General features: G+C 44.6%; 15 protein-coding genes, 2 tRNA genes and 1 pseudogene. 8 read left to right on the top strand and 10 right to left on the bottom strand.

All coding sequences use genetic code 11. The annotated features are described in order from the left end of the window. Positions 1-136 precede the first annotated feature (136 nt). From EQO05_RS15460 to EQO05_RS05625, 7 genes and pseudogenes are all read right to left on the bottom strand, one after another. Positions 137-286, bottom strand: coding sequence for a hypothetical protein (locus tag EQO05_RS15460; protein ID WP_164888474.1), 150 nt, complete (start codon positions 284-286; stop codon positions 137-139). 18 nt (positions 287-304) lie between these two features. Then, positions 305-601, bottom strand: coding sequence for a hypothetical protein (locus tag EQO05_RS05650; protein ID WP_128504558.1), 297 nt, complete (start codon positions 599-601; stop codon positions 305-307). A gap of 1 nt (position 602) precedes the next feature. After that, complete coding sequence (locus EQO05_RS05645; RefSeq protein ID WP_205793706.1) at positions 603-1664, bottom strand: DMT family transporter; 1062 nt, start codon at positions 1662-1664, stop codon at positions 603-605. A 211-nt stretch (positions 1665-1875) separates the two neighbouring features. Continuing rightward, positions 1876-2529, bottom strand: a complete 654-nt coding sequence (locus EQO05_RS05640; RefSeq protein ID WP_128504554.1) for a B12-binding domain-containing protein — start codon at positions 2527-2529, stop codon at positions 1876-1878. Positions 2530-2552: 23 nt separating this feature from the next. Continuing rightward, positions 2553-4040: pseudogene (gene mttB / locus EQO05_RS05635) on the bottom strand ([trimethylamine--corrinoid protein] Co-methyltransferase). A gap of 26 nt (positions 4041-4066) precedes the next feature. After that, on the bottom strand, positions 4067-4705 hold the full coding sequence (gene mtbC, locus EQO05_RS05630) for a dimethylamine corrinoid protein MtbC (protein ID WP_128504552.1): 639 nt from the start codon (positions 4703-4705) through the stop codon (positions 4067-4069). Positions 4706-5583: 878 nt separating this feature from the next. After that, positions 5584-6732, bottom strand: coding sequence for a (Fe-S)-binding protein (locus tag EQO05_RS05625; RefSeq protein ID WP_128504550.1), 1149 nt, complete (start codon positions 6730-6732; stop codon positions 5584-5586). Between the two features lie 483 nt (positions 6733-7215). Between EQO05_RS05625 and EQO05_RS05620 the strand changes: the two genes are divergently transcribed. Together EQO05_RS05620 and EQO05_RS05615 are read left to right on the top strand one after the other, a co-directional pair. After that, positions 7216-7779 carry a CDP-alcohol phosphatidyltransferase family protein gene (locus EQO05_RS05620; RefSeq protein WP_205793712.1) on the top strand — a complete coding sequence of 188 codons (564 nt, stop codon included), beginning with the start codon at positions 7216-7218 and terminating at the stop codon, positions 7777-7779. Between the two features lie 192 nt (positions 7780-7971). Continuing rightward, positions 7972-8049 (top strand) — tRNA-Pro (locus EQO05_RS05615). 662 nt (positions 8050-8711) lie between these two features. On the opposite strand, the gene EQO05_RS05610 is transcribed toward EQO05_RS05615, so the two are convergent. Continuing rightward, positions 8712-8873 (bottom strand): hypothetical protein, encoded by a 162-nt coding sequence (locus EQO05_RS05610; protein ID WP_240664354.1) that lies wholly within the window; start codon positions 8871-8873, stop codon positions 8712-8714. Positions 8874-9139: 266 nt separating this feature from the next. On the opposite strand from EQO05_RS05610, the gene mutS reads away from it, so the two are divergent. Beyond that, positions 9140-11842, top strand: coding sequence for a DNA mismatch repair protein MutS (gene mutS / locus EQO05_RS05605; protein ID WP_128504544.1), 2703 nt, complete (start codon positions 9140-9142; stop codon positions 11840-11842). 54 nt (positions 11843-11896) lie between these two features. Continuing rightward, entirely contained in the window at positions 11897-13963 is a 2067-nt protein-coding gene (gene mutL, locus EQO05_RS05600; RefSeq protein ID WP_128504542.1) for a DNA mismatch repair endonuclease MutL, read from the top strand. 289 nt (positions 13964-14252) lie between these two features. Here mutL and EQO05_RS15455 read toward each other — a convergent pair whose 3' ends face one another. After that, positions 14253-14417 (bottom strand): hypothetical protein, encoded by a 165-nt coding sequence (locus tag EQO05_RS15455; RefSeq protein ID WP_164888473.1) that lies wholly within the window; start codon positions 14415-14417, stop codon positions 14253-14255. On the opposite strand from EQO05_RS15455, the gene EQO05_RS05595 reads away from it, so the two are divergent. Together EQO05_RS05595 and EQO05_RS05590 are read left to right on the top strand one after the other, a co-directional pair. Beyond that, positions 14416-15447: a cobalt-precorrin-5B (C(1))-methyltransferase gene (locus EQO05_RS05595; protein ID WP_128504540.1), complete on the top strand. Its 1032-nt coding sequence runs from the start codon at positions 14416-14418 to the stop codon at positions 15445-15447. The two genes, EQO05_RS15455 and EQO05_RS05595, sit on opposite strands and share 2 nt — an antisense overlap. 49 nt (positions 15448-15496) lie before the next feature. Continuing rightward, on the top strand, positions 15497-16084 hold the full coding sequence (locus tag EQO05_RS05590; protein ID WP_128504538.1) for a cobalt-precorrin-7 (C(5))-methyltransferase: 588 nt from the start codon (positions 15497-15499) through the stop codon (positions 16082-16084). Between the two features lie 80 nt (positions 16085-16164). On the opposite strand, the gene EQO05_RS05585 is transcribed toward EQO05_RS05590, so the two are convergent. After that, on the bottom strand, positions 16165-16929 hold the full coding sequence (locus tag EQO05_RS05585) for an A24 family peptidase C-terminal domain-containing protein (RefSeq protein WP_128504536.1): 765 nt from the start codon (positions 16927-16929) through the stop codon (positions 16165-16167). 310 nt (positions 16930-17239) lie between these two features. Here EQO05_RS05585 and EQO05_RS05580 point away from each other — a divergent pair. Together EQO05_RS05580 and EQO05_RS05575 are read left to right on the top strand one after the other, a co-directional pair. Next, a tRNA-Val gene (locus EQO05_RS05580) sits at positions 17240-17313 on the top strand. Positions 17314-17496: 183 nt separating this feature from the next. Further along, positions 17497-18081, top strand: a complete 585-nt coding sequence (locus EQO05_RS05575) for a sugar O-acetyltransferase (protein ID WP_205793704.1) — start codon at positions 17497-17499, stop codon at positions 18079-18081. Positions 18082-18653: the final 572 nt, after the last annotated feature.

The following is an 18653-nucleotide window of genomic DNA, read 5'->3' as shown; positions in this document are numbered from 1 at the left end:
ATCTCTTCCATGATTTTCTCTTTTGTGAGGAAGACGCGTTTGCCGTCTCCCATACGCAAAGCATATTCAGTTGCCATTTTTATCTCACCTTTTTCGTTATCTTTGATAGTCTGATTTATAAGCTGTAATCCGGGGTTCAAAACTTGGATACAAAGGTTCTGGCCTGCCAGAGGGCTACTATCGCCAGCATCAGGATCAAAACCATCCACATAATATGGGCTGCCGGTAAGAAAGAATTCGCCCAGTAAGCGTTGTAGGCTTCCATAGCCATTGCTGTTTGTGTCATATTTTTCCCTCTTTAAGATTATAGGCCTCTAAGGCAGGCATCGGATGCCCGGGTTATCCCGAAGTCAGTTATCTTGTACCTGTGCAGAAGGAAACCTTTTTTGTAGATTCCGCTCTCATCAACTTTCTGCTCCAGGTCTTTTAACATCCCTCCGGATGCCAGTTCGATAATATCGAAATTGATGCTATCCCTGCCGTAGCTGCTCTTCATACCGTATTCTTCCTGGATCTTCGAAACGATCTCGTAGTTCCAGTAAGCTTTCCCATCCAGGAAAAATTCCAGGATCCTGAACTTAATAGGGCGTTTTTCGCTCATTTCATTCACCTCTTAGAGTCTCAAGTGCACTTGAGTCTTCAGTAAACATAATGAAACTCCCTGTGATACAGAGCAAGCCACCTACAATAATAGTCCAATCCGGTATATCTCCGAAGAATAGGAATATGAATATGACCGCGCAGAACCCGTACAGGTTTCCAATGCCCTGACCTCTTCCAACTCCTATAAGCGGGAAAGATTTGTACCAGGTGACATAACAGAAACCAAATGTAAGACCTGCAAAAACCAGGATCAACATCGTTAAAGGCTCGAAGACCTGGAATGCAAATGAATACATCGGGAAGCCAAGGATTGCCAGGATCGGCACTATAATAATCCACCAGATTATGTTTTCTCCAAGGAAGCGAAGGGTGAGCCCCGCGTCCGGCTCTGCAATGTCAAGTCCTTTTCCTGCAATTGCACCTTCAATGCCCCAGCCGGCAGCAGCCATCAAACCTCCGAGGTATCCTATCCAGGGGACATTACCTGAAGAAAGTTCTGTCAGAAGTCCACCACCATAAATAGAAATGCCTCCAAGAACGATGATTCCAATACCGATTACTGCTCTCTTTGAGATCTTTTCTCCATACCAGTAATAGGCAAGAATCGAACCTATTACAGGATAAAGAAGGCCGGCAACGGCTGCAAATGCTCCTCCTATAAAGCCCATAGCAATAAAGGAACCGAGAATTGCCATCGGGCCGCCGAAGATAGAGGCTAAGAAGAACCATTTGGAGCAGGGATGGAATTCCTTAAGGGTCCTACCCAGTTCTCCGTACTTTCCAAGCACTCCATTCCACAGCATAAGCGCAAGCATAACAGTGAGCGCATTGAAGGCAGTGATCAGAACAGCAGTAACAACAAGGGACATACCATCTCCGCTTACTTCGGCAATGGTAGCATACATTTCATCGAATGGGTTGAGTACCCAGACAACAGTGCCTGGCAGATACCAGATACCCCAGAAAATAGCACAGAAAAGGGCCCACATATACCCTTTACTGATTTTTCTTTTACTTTCCTGTTTTTTTAAAGTCTTCAAATCCACAAAAGTTCCCTCCATTTTTCAGAATACTGTGGAACTCCCTCAGGGCAGGGGGTCTCCCAGATCCCTATTCCACAGACTTCAGGTGCAGCCTGCGAATCTCTGCAAGAGATTTCTTGCTTATGTCCACATTAAGGGTTAGCAAAAACTGCACAAATAAACAGTGGCAGAAAATGCGTTCCGAAGAACACATTTTCTACAGTTTTAACCATTTGCGAAGGCTGCTTTATCAGACTTTCAGGGCTGCTTTTATTTTGCTGACGGCATCGTTGGCGCTTTCACCGTAGATATCAGCACCGATCTTGTCTGCCCAGTCCTGAGTAACAGGAGCACCCCCGACCATAGTCTTTACCTGGTCGCGGATACCTGCCTCTTTCAGCTGTTCTTCGATCTGGATCTGGTTTACCATTGTGGTTGTCATAAGTGCGGAGGATGCGACAACCTGTGGATTGAATTCCTTTACAGCATCAACATAGTTCTTAATTGGGACATCTCTTCCGAGGTCCACAACTTTGAAACCTGCAATGTTGAGCATGGAAGCAACAATGTCCTTGCCGATGGAGTGGATATCGCCTTCAATGGTCCCGACAACAACAGTTCCGAGGCTCTTTGTCTGGGACTTGCGCTTCTCCATTTCCGGCGTGATAACTTCTATACCTGCACTCATAGCCTCTGCGGCTGCAATTACGTGGGGCAGGAAAAGGGCTCCCTGTTCAAACTGTTCTCCTACCTCCTGCATGCCTGCAGTATATCCATTTTCAATAAGCTCTACAGGGTCAATTCCTGCAGCAAGGGCTTCCTCTGCGACTTCTGCAGCCATTTCTTCATCGAACTCGGTAATTGCTTCTTTTGCTTTTGCAATGATTTCTTCTTTGCTTGCCATTTTTAGATCTCCTGATATCCTGTTTACATGCCTCTAAAGGCTTTGTCAGCCCTGTCCACGACAGCCTGCATATCCTTAAGGATGTCTGCGTCGATGGGTTTTACCTGGTGGTTCTTAAGAACGTCCACAACTTTTTCATGTGCAGCTGCTGCAAGGTCTTTTGAGCCTGCTGCGGCCCAGTCTCCGAACATGCGTCTGTCAATGAGCATGGGGTCGGACGGGTAGTTTATAAGCTGCCTGGTCTGCTTCAGGGCGAGGAAATTGTTCCCAATGCCTACTTTCTGGATAGATTCAACGGAAAGGGTTTCTTCTGAAACAGGAATTCCCTGGAGAGCTTTTTTGGTCATCTTGATAATGTCGTTGTCAATAACGAGCTGTTCCATAGAGAAGGTCATACCGAGCTCAAGCATACCGGCTCCGTACAGGGTGTTTGCTCCTGCAAGGGCTGGAAGGAGAGTAGTCATGGTTTTTTCGTGTCCTGCCTGGTTGTCAGGGATCTTGGCATCAGACTAGGTGCCTGCCACATAGGAGGGTAGGCCATAGAACTGGGCAAGTTTCGCGACAGCGCCGCTTATCAGGCCGAGTTCGGGAGATCCGACAGGGGCAGTACCTTTCTTCAGGTCGAAGGTAGTTGTGGAACTTCCATACCACACCTTGCTTCCTGGAACTGTCAGCTGGGCAAGCACAATTCCGGAAAGGACTTCGGCATTGTGGGTAACAAGGGTTCCCGCAAGGTAAACAGGTGACGAGCCGCCGGACATTGCCATACTCAGAACGTTAACCGGCATTCCGAAGCGAGCACCCTTTATGATAACCTGACAGGCGTTTACACTGAGTTCGAGCGGGCTGGTCGGGCAGAGCAACATTGAGAAAATGGGTTTTTTCCTTGCTTCTTCTTCGTCGCCGCCGTAGTAAGCCTTTACGATGTCACGGTAGTACTCGACGTTTTCGCCTACAGGGTCGATGTGGTGGTAGTGTTTTGAGGTGTTTGCAAGCGGTGTGAGAGTCTCGTGGACATCCTGTGCACCCTGGCCTGCAACGTCTCTTGCAGAAACCGGGAGGGCGAAGTAGTCAATGTTTTCTGCCCAGTCACAGAGTTTTGCGATGTCTGCAATGTCCTGTTCAACGGAGTCGACAGTTACGTATTTACCGTCCTGATATCTGCAGACTTTCACGCCGGTACCGAAACAGGTCCAGTGCACTTTGCCGCCGCATTCCTGGACAGTGTTGTTTTTCTTGTCACGGCCCCAGAGGACGAATCTGGAGGGTGCGAGCTGAAGAGCTTTCCTTACTAAATATTCAGGGATCTTTACAACGTTAGTCTTTTCATCAACTTCGCAGCCATTTTCTTTGAAGATCTGCCTTGCTTCGGGGTCAGAAACCTGGACACCAGGGTTCATCAGAACTTCCATGGTTGCATAGTGAATTGCCTTGAGTTCGTCAGTGGTAAAAAGGTTTAACTCTACACCATTAAGTGCATTAAATCCTGCAACTGCATTATTTTTTGCCATTTTTGTAGCCTCCGAATAAGAATGATTTAAGCCAGCAGCTCTTTTGCCTTTGCGACAGCTTCACTTGCATTTTCGGCATAACAGTCTGCACCGATCTTCTCAGCCCATGCCTGGGTTGCGGGTGCACCACCGACCATAACTTTTACTCTGTCTCTCAGACCTTCTTCTTTGAGGAGTTCGATAACGTCCCTCTGGCCCTGAAGAGTTGTGGTCATAAGAGCTGAGAGTCCTATCATGTCAGCATTGACTTCCTTTGCCTTCTCGATAAAGTTCCTGACCGGAACATCACGCCCGATGTCATAAACCTCAAACCCTGCAGACTGGAGCATGGTGGACACAATAGATTTGCCTATATCGTGAACGTCGCCTTCTACCGTACCATTTACAATGACGCCTGCTTTTGAGCTGGATCCCTCAGGCATGAGATCCTTAAGGGCTGTAACGCCTGCAGTCATTGCATCGGCTGCCATCATCACATGGGGCAGGAATAATTTCCCTCTCTCAAAAAGGACCCCTACTTCGTTCATACCTGCAGCAAGCCCTTTTTCAATTATTTCGGAAGGTTCCAGTTCTCCTTTAGCTTTCTCAACAGCAGCGAGTACTGCATCCTTCTTGCAGGAAACTACAGCACCTGCAAGCTCCTGAAACAATTCTTCTTTGCTAATGTTAACATCCTCCGTTTTAATTTTTGAATTGTAGAGACGCCTCTTTCCTGATCCTCATGATTATTCATGATATTCAGGCCGTAAGCTCATGCATCTGAACGAGCCATGAGGTTACACAGAAGAAACTCACGATCATGTGTGGGAAACCATGATCACCACAAGCGAGACAATGAAACCATGAAGAATTCATGATTACGCTGACTGGGGTTCATGAGTATTTTAGCAGAGGGAGTGTTTTTGTGCCATTTAATCCCGTCTGATTACTCATCTTTCAGATGTCTCCAATAAACAGGTTAACGTTTCTCGTATATATATTTTTTCAAAAAATCTGAAACAAAAATAGGGGTTCTATATATACTTTTCGATATAAGGGGTTCTGTAAGTATATTGAGGAAGAAATCAAAATGAATTTATCAAAAAATATAAATACTAGATATCAAAAATGGACTTTTATAAAATTCCTCAAATTCCTTAATGCGAATAACGTTTACAGGAATAACATAGATCGAATATAAATTTGATCGAGATTGGATAAATCCGGACCTAAAATAAATTTGGGGCGTGCCTATATTTTTTTGAAGTCTTATATGGCAATAGCTACTGATTTTACTCTCTTTTTTACTTCTCCTAATTTATATATCTTCTCGAGATGTATCCGAAGCCTTACTTTCTGGAGAAATCTTATCCTCTTTTTGCGATTACTCTTATTATTCTAAATAACAAGCTCCAATAAAAAGAAGAATTTATATATCAGTGTTTTTTTCAGGGTCAGGATTCTTCTCAGGAGCTTTTAGCGAATCAAGAATAAGGAATAAGAAATGGGAGTAAAATAAGAATTAAAAAGGTAAAAACCATAAATTGGTGGTATCGGGGTAAGGTTACAGGTCTTCGGGTCTTCCGTACGATGAAATACAAAGGCTGTAAGCTTTGTTGACGAACTCCACCATTCTGGAATCTTCCCTCTTGATTTCTATTCCGCATGCAAGGGAAAGGTATTCGGTAAGGTCGAAAACCATTATCTTTTCATCCTTCCCGGCTTCAATAAGGTTCTGCATGCATCCCCCGCAGTTTGTGATTATTGTATCACAGCCCAACTTTTCGGCAGCCCTGTAACGGTCAGAAGCCACAGCAAGGGATTCGGATGGGTAGTTGACCCTTACCCCGCCTCCAAAGCCGCAGCATGCTGAATTTTCCGGGGTTTCATTGGCAAGTTCGGTGCCCTGGATATGCTCAAGTACACTTCTTGCTTCTCGGTATACCCCCATCCCTCTGGTCAGATGACAGGGATCATGATAAAATACTCTATGTTTGAGAGTGGTTTCAGGAGTAAGTTTGCCTTCCCTTATCAGAAGCTCAAGATACTGCGAAACGTGCAGCACTTGAAAATGGAGTTCTCCAAATATTCTCGGATAGATATCTTTAAATGCCTTAAAACATCCCGGGCAAGCCGTAATAAGTATTTTCGCCTTTCTTTTCCGGATTTCTTCGATGTTCCGGGGTCCGTTTCGGTGTATGGGCCCAGGGTCTCCGGCTCCAGCAGAGACGGCTCCGCAGCAATATTCAACCCCACTCAGGACAGTGTAATCGACCGCGGCTTTCTCCAGCAGTTCAATTGCAGCCTTTGCCATAATCTTGTTGATGTATGTTCCTGCGCAGCCAGGGAAATATACTACAGAACCTGAGCCTTCTTTATATTCAGGCGTTTCATCCAGTTCGGCTATCTTCCTGAAAAGATTATTTTCAGCTTCAGGGTCTACCATTGTCTGCCTGTCGGTAAGCCCGTTTTCAGATACCCACTTCTGCCTGGCAGGAGATATAAGCATTTTAATTCCCAGCCGCTCCGGGCAGGCATCCTTACAGAGCCCACAGGTCAGGCAGCGCAGGAGGGAGTCGGAATCAATTTCTGCTCTACCCTCAAGATATCCGTAAAGCCGATCAAGCAAACCGAGGTCATTGTAGCGAGAACAGACCTCAAGGCATTGTCCGCATTCTGTGCAATTTGACCTGTGCTTTTCTACTACTTCCATTTTTCAACTCCAGATCATTTTAAACTCATGACTTATCCAGTATTTAACAGGTATCTTTAATATGGTCATTAAACTTCCTTTTTGACAGGAGATTACTAAAAGTTCCTTCTATATATGAAATTTTAAAGGTTCCTTCTGATTATGAAATTGTAGAGGTTTTTTCTGATAAGGAATCACTTGAAAATTACCAGAGATCACTGAAGAATTATTAAAATGCTCCCGGTGGGATTCTTTTACTGCCGCGCCTGCATTCTGTCCGAAGAATATTCCCGGGACTGTGGGAAGCCTTCAGCAGAAGATTAAAAGATCCTGTCAGGATTTTTTCCCAAAAAAGATAACTAACGTTCAACCATATTATCATTATACATGTAGCTATACAGGTAGCTATAAGTGACTATATAAGTATCCAGCAAAAGGAAGGGATTAAAAATCTTCGACGAACTCAAAAACAACGCAAGAAAGCTGATAATTCCCATTGCCCGCCTGATTCCCTTATCCCCCAATACCCTCACTCTACTGGGTTTTGCCGTAAGCGTGGCTGCGGGGGCAGCGTTCGCGCTGGGTAAACCTTTTGCGGGGGGACTCCTGATTCTTTTCAGCGGGGTTTTTGATATTCTTGACGGTGGAGTCGCAAGGGCAAAAGATCGGATTACACCTTTTGGAGGCGTGCTTGATTCGGTTTGTGACCGCTACTCCGACGGCCTGATGTTCCTGGGGATAATAGCTGGTGTTGTCAATGGCAGACTTACCCTCCCTCCAATCCTGCAAATTGAAAGCTGGCTCTGGGCAGGTTATGCCCTTATAGGTTCCTTCCTGGTAAGTTATACCCGTGCCCGCGCAGAATCAGCAGGCTGCCGTAAGCTTTCGGTCGGAGTCGCCGAACGCACGGAAAGAATGATCATCCTTGCCCTTGGCGGACTTTCAGGCTTTCTTGGCTGGGCTCTCGTACTTATAGCCGTATTTTCCCACATTACCATCATCCAGCGAGTCCTGAGAGCAAAAAGCATACTTAACAAGCCTTCCGAGGTTGATTTACAAAAACCTTAACAGAGAAGATCCTGCTGAATAGCCAGATAAAAATGGCAATTATTAATACCGGATTGAAATTCAAGAAATTAGGAAAAGAATATCCAGACATTCTTCTACCGATACTCATTTATACTACATATTTGATTACAATAGTTGACGATGGCAAACAAAGAAAGAGACTTGCCATTGAAGAAACACAATCTACTCTGCGGGGCCGTAGGGTAGCCTGGTCCATCCTGCAAGGCTGGGGGTCTTGCGACCTGAGTCCAAATCTCAGCGGCCCCACCAAATTTTTATTTTGATATTAACTTTGATATATTTTTATTCATTAATATACATTATTTCTGGCTCAATCGGCTTTTAATTCCCAATTTTATTTTTAATCTTCATTGTACTGCTATTAATTGCATGTTATTAATCGCATTTTCCTGAATTCTGGCAAAATTCATGGGTGAGAAGGTTTCAACACTTCAGTCTCTGAGCTATTTTACTTTGGCTATGGTTCTTTATGAAGTCTTAGTTTATTGTTTATGGCTTCTGGTATCCCCAATTTATTAAACAGGTTTTATAGATTTTTCTGAAGATTCAATTCTTATTATCTCAATTCTGGCATTTTTATTTGCAATGTATGATTTGAGGGCTCATAAGAGCAAGTAAAAAAGCAATGTCTATGCTGACGGTTGTCAATGCGGCTATATAGTATTTAACATCTGTTTGTGACATGATTTGACACATTTTTAATTCTATTATTGACCCTGGTATGCATAATTTCTTTTTCTAACTTTATTGGTTCCTTTAATGTCTCTGCCAGCCAGTTTCTCCAGATTATTTAATGGATCAACACTTATATAAAAATATATTATTAGTTCTATTTATCTCTCCGCTCCTACTTCCATTCACTCTTACTTCCATTCACTCTTACTTCCATTCACTCTTACTTCCATTCACTCTCACTTCCATTCACTCTCACTTTTATTTATTTTCTCACGCCTATACTTCTCCCGGATCTTCTCGATCATTTCCTCATTAGCCTCAATAATGAAAGCTCCTATATACCCGCATTCCTTACAGTGGTAAACTGCACCCGCATACCCGCCAACTTCATAATACAAATCTGCGTTTCCGCAAACGGGACATACTTCGATGAGTTCTTCCCGATCCAGAGTAATTCCCCCTTCGAGACAGCTTGCAATATGGAATTGTTAAATATATATAAGAAGGATGATTTTAATAAAGATATAGTACTACCAGCCACTAATCAGGTATACTGGTCAGTTTGAGGATGCTGGCTTTTGTCCAGGGAATCCTGAAATCATCCGGAATTCCGATAAAACTCCCAACTTTACACAGAAAGATCCAAGGTTTATGTGAGTAAAAAATGACTGAAATGATGACCCCTGCAATGCGCCAGTACTACGAAGCCAAGCAGGCATATCCAGACACCCTGATTTTCTTCCGCATGGGTGACTTCTACGAATCTTTCGGGGAAGATGCCAGAACTATTGCAAAAGAACTCGAAATCACGCTTACAGCGCGGGGAAAGGATAGATCAGGAGAGAGAATGCCGCTTGCAGGAATTCCCTACCACGCAATTGACACCTATTTGCCGAGGCTAATCAATAAAGGGTATAAAGTAGCAATCTGCGAACAGCTTGAAGACCCGAAGCAGGCAAAAGGAGTTGTAAAGCGGGGGGTTGTCAGAGTAGTCACGCCCGGCACGGCAATTGATTCTTCAATGTTCTCGGATGCCTCAAACAATTACCTGATGGCAGTTGCAGGGCGGGAAGTCGGAAAGTCCGGCAAGAACTCGGAAAAAGAAATGGAAATTGGGGTCTCCTTTCTGGATATTTCTACAGGGGAATTTCTTACAACGCAGTTCCGAGATTCGGAGAATTTTGAAAAACTTCTAAGTGAGCTTGCCCGTATGCGACCTTCCGAATGCATCCTGCCTCCTTCCCTGTATGGAAATCCCGATCTTGCAGATCGGCTGAGAGCCCAGACTATTGTGCAGGAATTTGCCCCTGAGATCTCAGGCTCCAGAGAAGCCGGAGAAAGGTTGAAAACCCATTTCAGGGTTGAAACTCTTGAAGGCATGGGCTGTGAAAAACTGGACTTTGCCGTCTACTCAGCCTGTGCTGCTCTTGAATATGCTCAAACCACGCAAATGAGGGAGCTTACCCATATCAATACCCTGAGGACCTATTCAAATTCCGAATTCATGATCCTTGATTCCGTAACCCTGCGGAATCTTGAAATTGTAAAAAACGTGCGGGATGAAGGAGATGAAAATTCCCTTTTCCGAATTCTGAACTGTACAAAAACGCCTATGGGAAGCCGTATCCTGAAAAAGCGGCTTCTGAAACCTCTGCTTTCCGTAGAGAAAATCAACCTGCGGCTTGATGCTGTAGAAGAGCTGGCAGCAAATCCTTTGCTCCGTTATGATCTGCGGGACTGGCTTTCTGAGGTAAGAGATATAGAACGCCTTGTAGGCAGGGTAGTGTATGGAAATTCAAATGCAAGGGACCTCGTAGCCCTGAAAAAGTCCCTTGATGCCTTGCCTCCTGTCCGGGACTCCCTTATGGGGTCAGTTGAATCCGAACTTTTAAAGGAGACTGCAGTCGGGCTCGCATCATTTACCGAACTCGAAAACCTGGCTGAAATGATAGATCGGGCAATAGCCGACGAGCCGCCCGTATCAGTCCGGGAAGGGGGCATGATAAAGCCGGGGTACAGTGCAGAGCTTGACGAACTGCGGGACATTGCCAGTAGCAGCAAGCAGTGGATTGCAACTTTTCAGCAGAAAGAAAGGGAACGAAGCGGAATAAAATCCCTGAAAGTTGGATACAATAAGGTTTTCGGGTACTATATAGAGGTAACCAATGCCAACAGCAGCCAGGTGCCTGAAGATTATATCAGAAAGCAGACTATGGCAAATGCCGAGCGTTTTTTTACCCCCGAACTAAAGGAAAAAGAGAGCCTCATCCTGACAGCCAATGAAAAGGCTATAGCGCTCGAACATGAGATTTTTACGGAAATCGTAAAGACGCTTTCAGCCCATTCAAGAGAACTTCAGGAAACTGCCGAAAGAACAGGTGAACTTGATGTCCTTGCAACCCTTGCTGAGACTGCGGAAACAAACAATTACATCAGGCCGGAGCTTACGGACGACTGCAAGATCCTTATACGGGACGGAAGGCATCCTGTAGTTGAAAACACCGTATCTGGCGGTTTTGTACCGAATGATACCGAAATAGACTGTAAAGAACACCAGTTTTTGCTGGTGACAGGTCCGAACATGGCAGGAAAGTCCACTTATATGCGACAGACTGCGCTAATAGCTATTATGGCTCAGGCAGGTTCTTTTGTCCCTGCATCCCATGCCTCAATAGGGATTATTGACCAGGTCTTTACAAGAATTGGGGCTTTCGACGACCTTGCAAGCGGGCAGAGCACCTTTATGGTAGAAATGGTGGAGCTTGCAAACATCCTGAATAATGCAAGTCCAAGAAGCCTTGTGCTGCTTGATGAGATAGGCAGGGGAACAAGTACCTACGACGGGTACAGCATCGCAAAAGCCGTCGTGGAATTCCTGCATAACAGGGGAAAGGTAGGAGTAAGGGCGCTGTTTGCAACTCACTACCACCAGCTTACTGCCCTTGAGGAGAAATTAAAAAGGGTCAAAAACTATCACATCGCAGTAAAAGAAGAGGGTCATGAACTCGTCTTCCTTCGAAAAATCGTGCCAGGCGCAACAGACAGAAGTTACGGGATTCATGTTGCAAGGCTTGCAGGTGTCCCGGAAAAGGTCATCGAAAGGGCAAATGAGATTCTCAAGGAACTCGAAAAAGAAAACGTGTTTGAGGAAGCTGAAGATAGCGAGAACGGGAAAAGGAGAAAAGGAAAAGTTTCAGCACGTTATACTCAGATGATGCTTTTTGATCCCGGAAACAGTGGTGGAAATCCGGTAGAGGCAGGGAAACCGGATCGTGTAGAAGCTGCCCTGAGAAAACTGAATGTGGAAGAAATGACGCCAATAGAAGCCCTGAATAAGCTTCATGAGCTGAAGAATTTGCTCGACTGAGAGCTATTAAAGGATGTCCGATGAAATAATTTCCGGTCTGGACGGAGTAAAGAAATGATAAAAGAACATATTGAAGGGAAGGAAAAAGCTCAGGGAAATAAAATCCGAATCCTTGATAAGGATACGATAAACAAAATCGCAGCAGGAGAGGTAATTGAGCGTCCCGCATCCGTGGTAAAGGAGTTAATGGACAATTCAATCGATGCGGGAGCTACGGATATCCGCATCGAAATCGAAAAAGGCGGAAAACGCTCAATCCTTGTCCGGGATAATGGCTGCGGGATGAGCCGGGAGGATGCTCTGCTTGCATATAAAAAGCATGCAACGAGCAAGCTCACCCGGATTGAAGATCTCGATACTATTTCTACGATGGGTTTCAGGGGAGAAGCTCTTTCGTCTATTACAGCCGTTGCAAAGGTGGAAATTCTTACCCGTCCCCAGGACGAACTTACTGGTACCAGAATAATTATCCATGGCGGGAAGATACTGGAAACTTCGGATGCAGGTACGGCACCGGGTACGTCCGTACTTGTAAAAGACCTGTTTTACAATACCCCTGCAAGACAGAAGTATCTTAAAAGCGACCGTACTGAGCTTGCACATATTACCGATTCGGTAATGCAGCTTGCCCTGGCAAACCCGGAAATTTCTTTTACCCTGCTGAATGAGGGAAAGCCAATCCTGAGAAATGCGGGCTCAAAGGACCCTTTCAAAAGTATTGTAAATCTTCTTGGTCCGGACACGGCTCGTTCCATGCTTCCTCTGGAATACGGGACAGAAGACTTTGAGATCCGGGGATACATCTCAAAGCCCGAAACCACTCGAAGAGAAAGTGACCAGCTTTTCCTCTTCGTAAACACCCGTCCGGTAGTTTCAAGAGGTATCAATAAAGCTATCCGTGAGGGATATTACACCAGAATTCCAAAAGAGCGCTATCCTGTGGCAGTGCTTTTTCTTTTCGTTGATTCCGGGGAAGTAGACGTGAATGTGCATCCCCGTAAAGCCGAGGTACGCTTCAGCCGGGAAAAAGAGCTTGGGGACGCAGTCATACTTGCGATCGAGAAGGTACTCTCTGAAAATACTCTCGCTCCTGAAATCCGGGAAAAAAGGAACAGAATACAAAAAACTTTCGAAGTTTCAGCTTCTTCAGGCAGATTGCAGGTCTCGGAAGCCGCAGAAACTTTTGGAGAGAGTACGGTCGGAAAAGCAACAGGAACACCTGAGAAAATCGGCTTTCCTGAGAATGACAGGATCCAGCGAGAAAAGGCTGAGACCTACACCTATCCCGTAAAAGATACAGAGAGGAAGCTAAAAAAATCCGAACGGCTTATGGACTTTACCAAAGGGGAAGGAACGCAGGAAATTTCGGGCGATAAAAAGCCGGGTAGTAGTAACGAACAGGAAATAAAGGTAAAAAAAGAGAGTGAAAAGGTAGAATCCGGAGCTCAAGAAAACGAAGCTGCAAAAGCCGTTTCAGAAGAAAGAGTAAAAGAAAGAATGAGTGTCGAGGAGCGCCAGAAGCTGAAACAAAAACCGAATACGGACTCTCTTGAAGACCTGCGGGTTATTGGGCAGGTCTCCAGGCTATATATCATTGCCGAAAAGGGTGAAGATCTCGTACTTATTGACCAGCATGCTGCTCACGAACGAATTCTTTACGAGCAGGTCCTCAGAATGAGAAAGACAAGGGTGCAGGAGCTGATCACACCTGTAACCATAGACCTTACGCCTAAAGAGAAAGTGCTTATGGAAGAATATGTTCCATACCTGGAAAATTTCGGCTTCGGGATCTCTGAGTTCGGCGATAATACATATGTGGTCACCTTTGTGCCTGAGGTTTTCGGACGGCTTGAAGATCCGGATATTATTCATGATGTAGTTTCTGACCTTCTGGCTTCAGGGAAAGTTAAAAAGGATACAGGAATCTCGGAAAGGATATGCAAAACTCTTGCATGCAGGGCTGCAATCAAAGGAGGAGCAGCCTGCAGTCCAAGACAGATGGAGGAGCTCATAGAGCAGCTTAAAAAGGCTGAAAATCCCTACTCCTGTCCTCACGGCAGGCCCACTGTGATCACATTTACGAAAGGAGAACTTGACCGAATGTTTGCAAGGGTTCAGTGAAGAGAGCCAGAGGAAAGCCGAAAAGGGTTTAATTTTCTTATTTACATTATCGTCCGACATACTCCGATCTTGAAAATTGTCCTGAGTTTCCTATATATTTATATAATATAACCAAGATGTAGTACTGGGTGTCAGGCGAGTACTGGCATCTGAATAGGCATCATTCCACAAGGCTATTTTTCACACACCAACCCCCCAAAAGGAACGTTCCCCAATCGTTCCAGAATCCAGGACAAAACCCCATTTCCGAAAAACAAATCCCCAATCCTGGAATGATGCCACCTCTTTTCTATACTTTTTTTCTATAGTTCTGTAGTTTTAAATCGGTCATGTCTCTATTGAAATCACTTATTCTCGCGGGAAGTCTGGCAAGTCTCTCCCTGAAGTCAATTGGGCCGTTTCCTATTTTCACGTCAATACATTTATAATAAAAAACCTCCGAGTATTCTTCCATGATAGATCCTGTTAACAATTTCAAGATCCCTGAAGAATGGATTGCCCGCACCGGGCTGCCCAGGGAAGAACTTGAGACAAAAGTAGCATCCGGAATGGTTGTGGTTCTAAGTGACGGGTCTGTTCTCAAACGAGGGTATACTACAGGAACCACAGCAAGTGCTGCTGCAAAAGCTGCTGTCCTTTCTCTCAAGAATAAAATTGGCAGCGTCTCTGTTCCGACCCCAGTGGGACTGAGAGCTCAACTTGAGGTCAGCGAGATCTCACAGGGACGGGCAGTTGTAAAGAAGATCCGGAACGACCATGAATCCGATATTACCCGGGGGCTTGAATTTGTGGGCGAAGCCAGGGAAGCCGAAGGAATCCGAATTCTCGGAGGAAAAGGCATAGGAATTGTTAGAAGGGACGGGCTTCAGGTTCCGAGAGGCCAGCCTGCTATTAACCCCATGCCAATGGAACAGATAAAGGCTGCAGTGCAGGAAGCTGTAGAAGAACTGGGACTCAAGGGCGTTGAGGTTACAATTTCAATTCCGGACGGAGAAAGAATAGGAAAAGAAACCCTCAACAGCAGGATCGGGGTGGAAGGCGGGATCTCCGTACTCGGGAGCACGGGTTTTGTTGAGCCCTGGAACGACCACCTGGGAGAGATGAAAGGAGACCTTATCCGCTGCACGGACAGAGTTGTGCTGACCACAGGCAGGATAGGAATGCGTTACTCTCACATGCTTTTTCCTGATTATACAGTTGTCATGGTCGGAAGCAGGATCTCGGAAGGGCTTGATTATGCCTCAGGCGATGTGATTATCTGCGGGCTTCCCGGACTTGTCCTCAAATGGGGAAACACTGAGATGCTTGAAGGCAGCGGATACGCAACCGTTGTCGAAATGCTTGAGAAAGCACCTCAACACGCACGCCTTAAAGAAGCCTTCGAGATGGCGATCGAGAAAGGAAAAGGTGCAAGGATCGTGGTAATTGACAGGGATGGCTCGGTCCTGATGGACAGCAAAAGCGATAGTGAACCGGAAGTTTGAGAAACTAACTGAAAAATTAAAACTTATACAGGCAGAGGAGAAGAAAATAATGATCGTGGTAGGAGTCGGAGTCGGGCCCGGAATGCTCACAGAAGAAGGAATAAAAGCTATAAAAAGAGCCTCTGTGGTTTATGGCGCAAAAAGAGCCCTTGAGATTGCGCAGGAGTATATTGCCTGTGAAGCAAAACCGATTAAGGATTATAAATCGCTTCATCTCCTGCCAGCCGATGCAGTCGTATTATCCACAGGCGACCCCATGTTTTCAGGACTCGGAAAATTCGCAGGGGAAAAGGATACGGTAATTCCGGGAATTTCTTCGATGCAGGTAGCCTGTGCGCGTACAAGGGTGAACCTGACCAATCTCTGTGCAATCACAGCTCATGGCAGGGATTCCGAGCCTGCAAAAGCCGAACTGATCCGGGAATTAAAGAATGGGAGAAATATTTTCCTGCTGCCGGAAGAAACCTTTGGCTCGCTTGAGGTTGCAGAAGTCCTGAAGAAACTGGGTATGGAAGCCGAGCTCTATACCTGCGAAAACCTGGGCTATCCTGAAGAGAGGATCGCAAAAGGTACACCTGAGAATCCTCCTGTTCCGGAAACGATTCTCTACGGGCTGCTTGTTGTACAGAAGAGGTAATTGTCTAAAAACAAACTGGATTTCGGCTGGCAAAGTAGAATAGTTTTATCCAGTTCCTGATTAACCCTCTTTAATCTGTTTTAACCTGTTATAAAGCGCATGACGGTATAAAAGATCAAATCCCCCAATATGACTGCGGTAATAAAGCCTGCTGTAAGCGAAAGCATGAACGGGAGGCCTGGAGTTACCCAGATGTCTTTTCCGATCAACCCTTTTTTCAGGTACTCTTCAAGTTCAGGTTTCTGGTCGGCATCGAAGTTAAGTCCTGCGCGGGCAAGCCCTCTTTTAAGGGTTCCGGTTTCGTCAAGCTCGAATTTTTCAAGCAGGCCCAGATGCTTCTTATGTTTCAGGGACGAAATCTCAGTCCTGTAGCCTATAAACATGTAAAGCGGTTTTCTGACCATTTCAGGAGAGAAATGCAAGAGATTGTAGCAGAACATTCCGAGCGGGACAAGCGTTGTCAGCAGGAGAGCATTTCCGAGCACCGTGAAAGTAAAAAGCCCCACAGGCGGAAGCCCGAGCAGGGGATATATTTCTCCTGAAATCTTAAAAACCGGGTAGGTCGGAAAAAGAATAGAAAGCACTATCAGCCCCTTGGCATCCCCGCCCCCGAAAGCCCCGAGCTGGAAAAGGATGTATACGACCGTAAAGACAAGCACTCCCGACAAGACAAGAGGCATGAGATGCGAAATCCCTCCGGTAAAAAGCTCGTAGAGTACAAACACGGAGCCAGCCGCAAGCATGGATTTCCATACCTTATTTGAGACCCTGCGGGATTCGAGGTCGGAATAACACGAATACAGCAAAAAAGGCATGCTGAAGAGAATTTTGAGGATTTCTATCATTTCTACCCTGTACTGAAATTAGTTTTATAGTTATTCACATCTATCACTTATTTACTTTATTGATTGTGTAAATAAAATTTCCGGCAAACCAGACAGAATACTCGATGTGAATTAGAATTCCGCCAGCGTGAGAATGGGCTGGGCAGAATTCAAGAAATGTGAAAAAGTCGGAACCCGGACAGAGTAAATATAAAAACGATTCCATAACGCATCGGGGCAGCCCCGAACATCGTTAACAAGCGATAAGCTTATACATAAGAAGTTCTATTTTATGGTTGCTTAACCCTTTTATTTTTCAATTTCAATCTATGGGCTCGTGGTCTAGACGGTTATGACGTCGCCTTCACACGGCGGAGGTCCTGAGTTCGAATCTCAGCGGGCCCACTTTTCTTTTTCAACTTTTTTTCCGGATTTAGAGGCTTTAGACATCTTCTTTTCTAATGCTTCAATTCTTGATTCAAGATCAGATTTTTCTTTAAATTGTGTAACTTTAAGTTCACAGTTAAGTTCTTGATCAAGGGCAATTAAATAAACAGAATTACCATTTTACTAGGGAGGAAAACAACAATGGCTGAAATGACTGAAAAAGAAAAAGCAGCTCAGGGATTATTATATAATGCAATGTATGATAAAGAGCTGATCGAGGAACGAGCTTATTGTAAAGCAATCTGCTACGAATATAATCAGCTTCATCCGGCGAAAATCGAGGAAAGAATAGCTTTAATTCAGAAACTTTTTGGCAAAACCGGAGATTCTTTTCTTATCGAGCCGCCATTTATATGCGACTACGGTTACAACATCGAAATAGGCAGCAATTTCTATGCGAATCACAACTGTATCGTCCTTGACACAGCAAAGGTAACTTTTGGTGATAATGTAATGGTCGCTCCAAACTGTGGCTTCTATACAGCTGAACATCCGCTTGATGCAGAACGCCGTAATGCAGGACTGGAATATGCTTATCCGATTAAAGTCGGCAACAATGTGTGGATAGGCGGTAATGTTGTTGTACTGCCCGGAATAACTATCGGAGATAATGCTGTTATCGGCGCTGGAAGTGTTGTGACAAAAGATGTTCCGCCTGGCGTTGTTGCCGTTGGGAATCCCTGCAGAGTTATTCGTAAGATTACCGATGAAGATAAGAAGTTTTAAGCTTTTTTTGTGTGTTTCAATCCTTTTTGTATTTTGACAATGGTAATGACAGAGAATATTTTCCTTTCTGCTTCTAAACAACTTCAAACTGCGGAAGTTCTGAGTTCGAATCTCAGCGGGCCCACTGTTTTTATTATCCTTATTTTCTGATTTAGTGGATTTATAGACTTCTTTTTCTAATGCTTCAATTCTTTCTTCGAGTTCATATTTTACAGAACTTTCGGTAAGCTGCCAAGAAAATTTGATTCTGTTAAATTCTTTTAAATATTATTGGTTTTTGTATTAGTAGAAGTCATCATACTTGTACAGATCTTTTCCTTTAAGGAGCAAATTTTAAAAAGAGCTGGATGTAGATAAAAGAGATAAGAAAACTGATTTTAAAAAACCTATTCTATGTAGACCATGCATTTCTGTAAGTTAAAATGTCTAAATGGAAGCGACTTTAACATTATAGTGAACCAATGCAGCAATTTAGAATAAGTATTGATTTCTTAAATACATACTGTTTTCACGGGAATAAATTGGCCGAAGGGATTACACTTCAGCAGACCAATTGAAATTTATTTTCTCAA

This window comes from Methanosarcina sp. MSH10X1 (assembly GCF_004099695.1).
Taxonomy (GTDB): Archaea; Halobacteriota; Methanosarcinia; order Methanosarcinales; family Methanosarcinaceae; genus Methanosarcina.
Note: the sequence above shows the minus strand (reverse complement) of the source record. Positions and strands in the feature narration are given on the sequence as shown.